We start from the raw sequence: 863 nt of genomic DNA on the forward strand, positions 1-863 counted from the left end.
GTAAAGGATCGCGGAGGCGATCAGGCCGGAGGCCACTGAAATTACCCAGCGCGGCCGCCGCAGATCGAGTGCGAGCGACGACAGCGCCGCTGAATAGATCACGACGATGTTGGTTGCGATCGGGCCATGGAGCAGCACCAGCAGCACCGGCAACGCTATCGTGCCGAATGCTGCGATGATCAGCTTCGACGGGTCGGAGCCGGCACCGGCAGACGCAATCGCAGCGCCCAGGAAAGCGAGCCAGACCGTAGGGGCGAACATGCCGAGGAATGTCGCCCGGAACACCTTGGCAGCACCGAGCGAGGGCCTGGGGAAGCGCGTATAGTCGGACGCATAGGTGAGCCACGAAAGGCCCCAGCCGATGCCGATCGCGGTCATCAGCTGCGTCGCCGCGGCGAACGCCGGCATGCCGGTGACGGCGGCGGACTGCCACTTGATGTCGACGCGCAGGAAAGCCAATGCGGTCATGACGGCCATGATCAACAGAATGACCGGCATGGTGTAGCGCTCGAATACCTTGATGGCATTGAAGCCCCAGGCCGCGATGCCGACCTGAAACAGCATCACCAGAACCGCGATCGCGTATTGGAGCTCGACGCCGCCGCCGATTCCCATCCGCTCGAGCGCGGCCATGCAGAGGTCGAGCACGATCCAGGTGTTGATCGCGACCCATCCCATCGGCATCAGCACCTGTGCGAGCGCCGGCAGATAGGCGCCGCGCCGGCCGAACGCCAGCCGGCCGAGCACCATCTGCGGCACGCCGGTGCGGTGTCCCATCAGGCAGAAGGCGGCAAACAGCGCTGCGCCGAACAGATTGCCGACAACGATGACGGCAAGCGTTTGCAGCAGGCTCAGGCCGAGCT

1 protein-coding gene is annotated in these 863 nt (G+C 65.1%); it reads right to left on the reverse strand.

All coding sequences use genetic code 11. The annotated features are described in order from the left end of the window. On the reverse strand, window positions 1–863 hold an 863-nt coding region (locus NS334_RS17235), incomplete at both ends, for a cytosine permease (protein WP_206542740.1).

This window comes from Sphingomonas endophytica, from assembly GCF_001476895.1.
Lineage (GTDB): Bacteria > Pseudomonadota > Alphaproteobacteria > Sphingomonadales > Sphingomonadaceae > Sphingomonas > Sphingomonas endophytica_A.